The 7,935-nt window shown below is 74.1% G+C and carries 7 protein-coding genes; 4 read left to right on the top strand and 3 right to left on the bottom strand.

Annotation, left to right across the window (positions count from 1 at the left end; translation table 11 throughout):
* The 4 genes from NBZ83_RS27415 to NBZ83_RS27400 form a co-directional block, all read left to right on the top strand.
* Window positions 1–553 (top strand): S1C family serine protease (locus tag NBZ83_RS27415; RefSeq protein ID WP_261576076.1); only part of this gene is annotated, 553 nt, incomplete at its 5' end.
* Between the two features lie 243 nt (window positions 554–796).
* On the top strand, window positions 797–2,503 hold the full coding sequence (locus tag NBZ83_RS27410) for a metallophosphoesterase (protein WP_261576075.1): 1,707 nt from the start codon (window positions 797–799) through the stop codon (window positions 2,501–2,503).
* A 666-nt stretch (window positions 2,504–3,169) separates the two neighbouring features.
* Complete coding sequence (locus NBZ83_RS27405) at window positions 3,170–5,017, top strand: DUF6461 domain-containing protein (RefSeq protein ID WP_261570818.1); 1,848 nt, start codon at window positions 3,170–3,172, stop codon at window positions 5,015–5,017.
* Window positions 5,018–5,050: 33 nt separating this feature from the next.
* Complete coding sequence (locus NBZ83_RS27400; RefSeq protein WP_261576074.1) at window positions 5,051–5,275, top strand: hypothetical protein; 225 nt, start codon at window positions 5,051–5,053, stop codon at window positions 5,273–5,275.
* Between the two features lie 181 nt (window positions 5,276–5,456).
* Here NBZ83_RS27400 and NBZ83_RS27395 read toward each other — a convergent pair whose 3' ends face one another.
* The 3 genes from NBZ83_RS27395 to NBZ83_RS27385 all read right to left on the bottom strand — a co-directional run bounded on the left by NBZ83_RS27395 (window position 5,457) and on the right by NBZ83_RS27385 (window position 7,819).
* The gene (locus NBZ83_RS27395; protein ID WP_261576073.1) at window positions 5,457–5,909 is read right to left on the bottom strand and encodes a DUF4190 domain-containing protein; all 453 of its coding nucleotides are present in this window, start codon (window positions 5,907–5,909) and stop codon (window positions 5,457–5,459) included.
* Window positions 5,910–6,037: 128 nt separating this feature from the next.
* Window positions 6,038–6,376 carry a ferredoxin gene (locus NBZ83_RS27390; RefSeq protein WP_261576072.1) on the bottom strand — a complete coding sequence of 113 codons (339 nt, stop codon included), beginning with the start codon at window positions 6,374–6,376 and terminating at the stop codon, window positions 6,038–6,040.
* A gap of 111 nt (window positions 6,377–6,487) precedes the next feature.
* Complete coding sequence (locus NBZ83_RS27385) at window positions 6,488–7,819, bottom strand: NADH-ubiquinone oxidoreductase-F iron-sulfur binding region domain-containing protein (RefSeq protein ID WP_261570823.1); 1,332 nt, start codon at window positions 7,817–7,819, stop codon at window positions 6,488–6,490.
* Window positions 7,820–7,935: the final 116 nt, after the last annotated feature.

Here is a 7,935-nt window from a genome sequence, read left to right as displayed (position 1 = left end):
GGGCGGGTCCGGCGGGCAGGGCGGGTCCGGCGGGCAGGCCGCGGCGGCCGGCCCGCGCGTCGATCTCATCCAGACCGACGCGGCGATCTCGCCGGGGAACTCCGGCGGCGCGCTGCTGGACGCGCAGGGACGGGTCGTCGGCGTCACCGAGGCGTACGTGCCGCCGCAGAGCGGCGCGGTCTCGCTCGGGTTCGCGATCCCGTCGGCGACCGTCGTCGACGCCGTCGACCAGCTCCTGCGTACCGGTTCCGTGCGGCACGCGTTCATCGGGATCCAGACCGTCACCCTCACCCCGCAGATCGCCGACCAGCTCGGCCTGGCCGTCCGCAGCGGCACGTTGGTGATCGGGGTGGTCGGCGGCGGCCCCGCGGCCCAGGCCGGCATCCAGCCCGGTGACGTCATCCGTTCGTTCGACGGCCGGCCGGTCACCTCCGTCGAGGATTTCTCGGCCGAGCTGCGGACCGTCGATCCGGGGCAGACGGTCACCCTGACCGTCAACCGCGACGGCAAGAACGTGAAGCTCAAGGTGACCGCCACCGACCGGCCGACCTGACCGGCGAGCTCCGCCGGGCCGAGGACCGTGCCATCCGAGGACCGTGCCATCCGAGCACCGTGCCATCCGAGCACCGTGCCATCCGAGCACCGTGCCATCCGAGAATCGTGCCACCTGGGAATCGTGCCACCCGGGGAAGGTGCTGCCGGCCTGCGTCTACGGTAAACGTGTTTACGCATATTTCGACCGGCGGCCATCTTGCCGTTGGGGCGCTCCGTAGGCGGCGGGCCTACGTTCAGCGCCATGCCAGTGAGTCCTCCCAACGAAGTGGTCGCATCCGGCGTTCCGGCGAACATCGCCCAGGACATGACCATCGCGGAGCAGCACGAGTGGCTCCAGACCTTTCTGCGCCGCCGGCCGGTGAGCCGCCGCGGGATGCTGCTCGGCGGCCTGGCCGGCGCGGGCGCCGCGACCCTGGGCACCACCCCGTTCGGCCGGGCCGCCTACGCCGCCACCGCGGCGGACAGCCCCCTGCTGGTCGGCGGGCGGCACACCGCGTTCGGCGTCGACCCGGCGCGTCAGCTCCGCCTGGCCGCGCAGCTCACCCGCAACCCCGGCCGCGGCCGGATCCTCGTCGACATCGGCCCGACCCCCCACCTCGGCGGCACGGTGGAGGCCGAGGTCCGGCCGCTGCTGTCCCAGGTGCCGCAGGTCGACGGGTCGATCCTCGGCGTCGAGCAGTTCTACGTCCACGCCGCGTTCGACCGCCTCGCCCCGGGCCGGGAGTACTACTACCGGTTCCGCGTCCCCGGCGGGGCGACGACCCCGGTGCAGGCGGTGCGCACCGGGCACGCGAAGGGCCGCCTCGGGGGACCGTTCCGGTTCACGATGATGGGCGACCACGGGTCGAACACCACCCCGCCGGGTGACCCGAAGGGCGTCTTCGACGACGGCTACTACAAGGCGGACAACGAGCCGACCGTCGCGCACGCCTCCGCCATCACCGCGGCGATCGCCCGCCAGGACCCCGCCTTCCACCTTCTCGCCGGCGACATCTGCTACGCCGACCCGTCCGGCGCGGGCAAGCCGCCGAAGCGGACCACCACCGGCCAGCCCCCGGCCGGCTTCGACAACTACGACCCGACGGTCTGGGACGTCTACCTGGCCGACATCGAGCTCTCCAGCGCCCGCAGCCCGTGGATGTTCGCCACCGGCAACCACGACATGGAGGCGCTGTACTCGCCGCACGGTTACGGCGGCCACGCGGCCCGCCTGGACCTGCCCGGCGACGGGCCCAAGGGCTGCCCGAGCGTGTACTCGTTCGTCTACGGCAACGTCGCGGTGCTCTCGCTGGACGCCAACGACGTCAGCTTCGAGATCAAGACGAACACCGGCTACTCCGGCGGCGCGCAGACCTCCTGGGTGGAGCGGACGCTCAAGGGGTACCGCAACGACCCCGACATCGACTTCATCGTCTGCTTCTTCCACCACTGCGCCTACTCGACGACCACGCAGCACGCCAGCGACGGCGGGGTCCGCGGCGCGTGGGCGCCCCTGTTCGACCGCTACCAGGTCGACCTGGTGCTCCAGGGGCACAACCACCTCTTCGAGCGCTCCGACCCGATCCGCGCCAACGCCGCGACCCGCGAGGCGCCGGACGGCTCGACCATCGAGCCGGCCAAGGACGGCACCATCTACATCACCGCGGGCAGCGCCGGCCGCCCGCGCTACCAGTTCCAGACCGGCGAGGTGGAGAACTACCGCGGCAAGCCGGCCCCGGCGGGATCGAACGTCGTGCCGAACAGCTACGTCTGGGCGCCCGACGGCACGAAGACCCCCGAGGCGATCTCCTGGTCGCGGACCCGTTTCGACAACTACGCGTTCGTCGCCGTCGACTCGGCGCCGGGGCGTCCCGGCGGCGCGTCCACACTGACCGTGCGCGGCGTCGACGAGCACGGCACCGAGTTCGACCGCGTCGTCCTCAAGCGCCCCGTCCCCCGTCACCGCTGACGGCAGGCATGTGCGGCGTGCGGCGGGGGACTCGTCTCCCTCGCCGCACGCCGCGTTCCTGTCCCGCTTCCGGCCCCTCCCGGCCACGGAACGTCATCGTCGACCCGGCCGGCCGGCCTGCCGGCCTGCCGGCCCTGGCCAGTTGCGGTACGTTCTGCACGCTCTGAGCCCGGAACCGAACACGTCGCACCACCACGGCGGTGTGTCCTCTGCGTCGTTCGCGCACCGAATCACCCTGAGGGGTAGACGCGCTTTTCGGCACAGACCGTGTCCATCCCTCGGCATGATCTGGCCGGCAACGGGGCTGGCGAGTCAGCGGGTCGGCGGCAGTGATCGTGCGGCGCGTCGCGGTTCCGCGGAACACCTTGATCACCAACAGGTACACGCCCAAGACGGTCTTTGTCGGTCAGGCGTCGGCGTGCTGCTCGTCCTGTCCGCGGCGTTGCTGTGTTCCACCTGGGCGGACACCGAGTGGCAGGGCCGCCCCACGCGCTTCATCCGGGGCGGCGGATCGGGCACCGACGGCTGCCACCGCGTCCTTCCCGGGTCCAGGTTGTACGCGTAGACGAGCCGGTCGGCCACTGTGTGCCGATTTCTGTCGGACCCCGTGCCTAGCCTGCTCGCCAGGGGGAGTCGGAAGCTGACGAGTCTGGTGGGAGTGGGCGGATGGCGGACGAGGAGCAGGGCCCGCGGGTGCGAGTCGAGGTCGTGCAGGCACTCGCCGAGGTCGTGGCCACGGTGTTGCCGCAGCTCCTCGCCCGGGTGCCGCCCGGGCCCGCGGCGGTGGTCGGCCGCCTCGGCGCGGCTGCGCCACCGCCGGGGAGTCTTCTCGGGGCGGCCCGTCCCCGGCAGGTGCCACCAGGACACATGCGGTCCGTTGCCGCGCGTCGCCAGGGGCACGGCGGTTCCGCGGTGCTGGCGGCCCTGCGTGCGCTGGGTGTGCCGGTCGCCGAGCGACTGCTCGGCGCGCTGGAGCTCGCGGTGGACGATCTGCGGCTGCCCCCCGTGCCCGGTCTGCCCGAGCTTCGGCTGCCGCGGCAGGTCAGCTTCGACGTGCGTGCCGGGACGGGCGATCCCGACGGCGCGGCGGTACGCGCGGTGCAACGCCTTGACCGGGCGTTGCCGGACGCCTCGGCCACGGTCTCGACGCTGCTCGCCGTGCTCGCGCGGCATCCCGCGATCGCGCCCCTGCTCGCCGTCACCGAAGTCGAGCCTGCGGCGACGGAGGCGGCGATCGCGGCGGGCCACGGCGCGGCGCACCTCGCGCTCGGCGTCGCCGTCGCCGCGGCGGTCCTGCCGACGGCCGCCCTGGCTCCGCTCATCGCCGGGCCCCCGGTGATCATCGGCACCGGGCTCGGCGCCGCAGCGGTCTACCTCGCGAGCGCGCCGATGCCGCCCGGCTACGCCGAGGCCCTGCTGGCCAGGCGCCGGTCGGAGTACCGCCTCCCGCGTTCCTGCGCCGGGTCGGTGCAGGTGCGCGGCCACCGGTTCGGCCTGTTCGAGGGCCTCTTCCCGGCGGGCGTCGACGTGGACGCGCCCTTCTCGGCCAACGGCCTGGTTGCTGTGGTTCCCGGCGGCGTGGTCATCCGGACCGGCCAGGCCGACGGCAGCGTCCGGATCCGGCTACGCGTCCTGGCCGAGCCGCCGCCGCCCGAATCCCCGCGCCCGCAGGACTGGAGCCTGCGGGACTGGGACGAGGTCGTCGAGGTGAGCTGGCACGCGGACGTCGGGTCCGCATCGGTGGTCAGCCCGGACGGCACCCCCGCCGAGGCGGCCCTGCGGGAGCAGATGCCGCCATGGCCCGGCGACCATCGGCTGCGGGTCGCCGCGCGTGGCCGCGACGACGCCAACCGCAGTGAGTCCTACGAGCTGTGGGTGTGGCCCGCGCCGCCCGCGCCCGAACTCGTCCGCCGCCGCACCGACCAGCTCGGTCACCGGCTACGCGGGGAACCGGAGCCGCCGGCCCCGCCCGAGGGACACCTGCGGTGGATCTACGCCAGCATGCTGCAGGAGGCCGCCACCATCACCGTCGTGGCCAACGCCGACCGCGACGACGTGGTGCGCGCCTTCGGCGGCGATCCGGGCCACCGGCGATCGCTGGTCTCCCTGATCGACCTGCCGGACCGCGACGGCTGGATGGCGGCGCTCGCCCTGCCCGAGGCCGGCGTGGTCGTGGTGGCCGAGGACAACGGGTTCACCGGTAGTCACCCGGAAGTCATGCGTGCGCTGTCCCGGCTTGGCCCCGCGGCGAGCATGTTCTGGAACGTCAACGCGGTCACCCGGCTGACCCTGGCTCGCGACGGCGACATCGTCGCGGCGGACGAGCTGACCGAGTCCTATCCGGCCGGTCCCGAGGTGGCGTCCTACCTGACCGGCATCGACCTGACGAGCTGGCGGAACCGGATCGCCAAGGGCCTGCTCGTCGTCGAACGGTTCACCGGATATGCGCTGCGGCCCGGCGACCTGGACCGGCTCTGGACCGACGATCTCGCCCACCGGATCGGCGACAGATGACGGTCGCCTTTCGCGCGGGAGTTTGTCGGGAAGATGAAAGCCCTCGAGGGCCTCGGGGTGCAGGTGGGGCACGTGCCCATCGGGGCGATCGTCGCCCCCGGCTCCCCGGCCGCGCCCGAGGCGGTCGTCGACGCGCACTGGCGCCTGCACGCCGACCGCGACCGCCACGGGATCGTCCTCGGTGACGTCGAGACCGTCCGCGCCGCGATCGCCCGACTTACCGGCGCCCCCGCACCGGCCGGGCCGCTGGCGGGTTGACCTCGCGCGGTCCGGGCAGGTGCGTCGGGCGTGGACCGGCAGGAGCTCGGCAGGGAGGTGCCGCACCGCGGCGGGGGGTCGGCCGCGGTGCGGCACGGCAAACGAACAGGGCCCCGCTGCCGGGTGCCGCGAGGCCCTGTTCCGGCCGTCCGGTGCTGTCCCGGACGGCCGCGACGCTGGGTCAGGAGGTGTAGATCAGGATGCTGAGGACCCAGCCGACGATCGTGGCCGCGATGGCGACGAAGGTCGAGAGCCGGCCCCGCCGGCTGCCCTTGCCCCAGGCCACGGCGCCGCAGGCGATGGCGGCGAAACCGACGAACGGCACGAACAGCGCCACCGCCGAGAAAACGAAGGCGAGAATCCACAGCGCCCGCGTCCCGGACGATTCAGGACGCGGCCCGACCGGCTGCGGCTGGTAACCGTACTGCATCTGCGCCTGGCCATTATCCGGGTACGGAAGATATCCGGTCTGGTCGCTTTCCCGCGTGCCATATCCGCCGTACTGCGGCGAGCTCTGGGGCGGGTACGGCTCGCGGTAGGGCTGGGCGTAGGGCCGGTCGTACGGCTGGTCTGAAGGCGGATTGGTGGGAAGCTGCTCGGTACCGGCATCGTGCACCGTGTTGGGCCTCGTCATGGGAACTCCTCTTCTCCTTCGGTCGTCGGCCGGTACTGTCGTGACGTTGCTGTACCCCGCAGTCCCGTTCTCTCACCCGAAGATTTCCGAGAATTATCCCTGGTTCGACGGCATACTCGGCCGTGCGCTCATCCGTCGGGCAGCAGGCGCAGGGCGAGGCGGGGGCAGGCGTCGACGGCCCGGCGGGCGTGGTCGGCGAGCTGCGCGGGAATCGTCAGGTCCCGGGTGGCTGCGTCGGGGGCGCGGGCCAGGGGGTAGCCGGCAGGATCGCGGGTGAGCAGCTCCGGGAGCAGTTCGGAGCACCAACCCCGCGCATCGCAGACCGTCCAGTCGATCCACAGCCGGGCCGGGCCGGTAGCGGGCCCGCGGCCTCCCGCCGCGCCCGCCTGGCCGTTCGATACGTCGGTTGAGGTCCCGGTCGGGGCGTCGGTCGGGGCGGTCCGCCGCTCCTGCGGTGTGCCGAGCATGGTGTCTCCTTTTGCGCCGGGCGGGCTGGGAATGCGGTTGTGCCGGGCAGTCGCGGGTGTCGTCAGTGGGCGACGCCGAGGGCCGGGCGACGGCGCGGGGCGGGCCGCCGGTCAGCCCAGGCGGGCCGAGCCGAGGCAGTTACCCTGCGCGTGCGCGCGGATGTCGGCGGCGAACGTGCGCAGCGCGCTGTGCACGAGGCGGGCCACGCCGTCGGGATGGTGGCAGGCGCCGCGGCCCGAGACCAGGGCGGCCAGGCGAAGCACCCGGCTCGCCGCCTGGGCGGGGTTCTCCCCGTCCGGCGCCGTGTCCGGGCCGGCGACCCGCGCCATGCCGGCCACCGACCGGGCGAGCTGCGGCAGCCCGCTGACGCACGGCCCGCACTGGCCGGCGTTCTGCGCGGCCAGGTAGGCGACGATGCGGGCGGTCTCGGCCAGCCCGCAGGCCCCGGCGGGCAGCACCGAGACGATCCCCGGTCCCGGCTCGGCGCCCCACGGCGCCAGCCCCTCCCGCGACATCGCCACCTGCGACATCGCCACCTGCGGCCCCACGTCGGCGGGCAGCCAGGTCCCGGCGTAGCCGCCGAGCCGCAGGGCGCCGACCGGTTCGACGGCACCGCCGCGCAAGGCGACGAGATCACCGAGGGGGGTTCCGTACGGCACCTCGACGACTCCCGGCGCGGCGACGGCTCCCGTCACCGTGACCAGGAGCGTGCCGGGCTCGTCGGCGGTCCCGATGCAGCGGAACCAGGCGGCACCCCAACGCGCGATCATCGCCAGGTGGGCGAGGGTTTCGACGTTGTGCACCAGCGTCGGCCGTCCGTGCAGGCCGTCGTCGGCCAGCGGCCGCCAGTGCGCGCGGGGCCGCGCCGGTGCGCCTTCGAGCGCGGCGACGACCGCGGACGCCTCTCCGGCGAGGAACGTCGCCGGTGCCTCGCGGACCTCGATGTGGCAGCGGTCCCAGCCAGCGGCCCGCCGTTCGGCCACCGCCCGCCGGACGCTCTGCGCCGCCGCCCCCGGCTTCACGTGGACGTAGGCCTCGCCGGCACCGACCGCCTCGGCGGCGAGCTGAAGCCCGTCGAGGACGAGATGCGGCGCCGCGGCGAGCAGGGTGGCGTCCTTGGCGCTCTCGGGCTCGCCTTCCGCGGCGTTGGCGACGACGACGGGGGTGCCGGCCCGGCGGGTGCCACCCGGTGCCGCCCGGCGGCGGCCGCCGGGACGTCCGGTGTCCGGGTGCGTGGCCGCGACGACGGCCGACAGCTTGCGCCAGGTCGGAAACGCCGCGCCGCCCCGCCCGGTCAGGCCCGAGTCGCGGATCTCCGCCAGCAGGGGCCCACCCGGACCACGCCACGGCACCGGCCCGCACCGCCGGTAGTGGCTGGCGAGATCGGCCGCGGCCACCGCCAGCAGACGCTGGTTGCCTGCGCCATCCCCGACGGTCGTCACCGCATGGCCCGTTCCGGTGATCCCTGGTTCGGTAGGGGGAGGCGCGCCGGTGCGGATCTGGTGGACGCCGGCTGGCCAGGGTTCGCGGCCGGGGTCTTGGCGGCCGGGGTCTTGGC

It is taken from the genome of Frankia gtarii (genome assembly GCF_025403375.1).
Taxonomy (GTDB): Bacteria; Actinomycetota; Actinomycetes; order Frankiales; family Frankiaceae; genus Frankia; species Frankia gtarii.
Note: the sequence above shows the minus strand (reverse complement) of the source record. Positions and strands in the feature narration are given on the sequence as shown.

Coding starts and splice junctions, on each gene's coding strand:
- NBZ83_RS27405 (WP_261570818.1), top strand. CDS start 3,170: ATGGCGGACGAGGAGCAGGGCCCGCGGGTGCGAGTCGAGGTCGTGCAG.
- NBZ83_RS27390 (WP_261576072.1), bottom strand. CDS start 6,376: ATGCTCGGCACACCGCAGGAGCGGCGGACCGCCCCGACCGACGCCCCG.
- NBZ83_RS27400 (WP_261576074.1), top strand. CDS start 5,051: ATGAAAGCCCTCGAGGGCCTCGGGGTGCAGGTGGGGCACGTGCCCATC.
- NBZ83_RS27395 (WP_261576073.1), bottom strand. CDS start 5,909: ATGACGAGGCCCAACACGGTGCACGATGCCGGTACCGAGCAGCTTCCC.
- NBZ83_RS27410 (WP_261576075.1), top strand. CDS start 797: ATGCCAGTGAGTCCTCCCAACGAAGTGGTCGCATCCGGCGTTCCGGCG.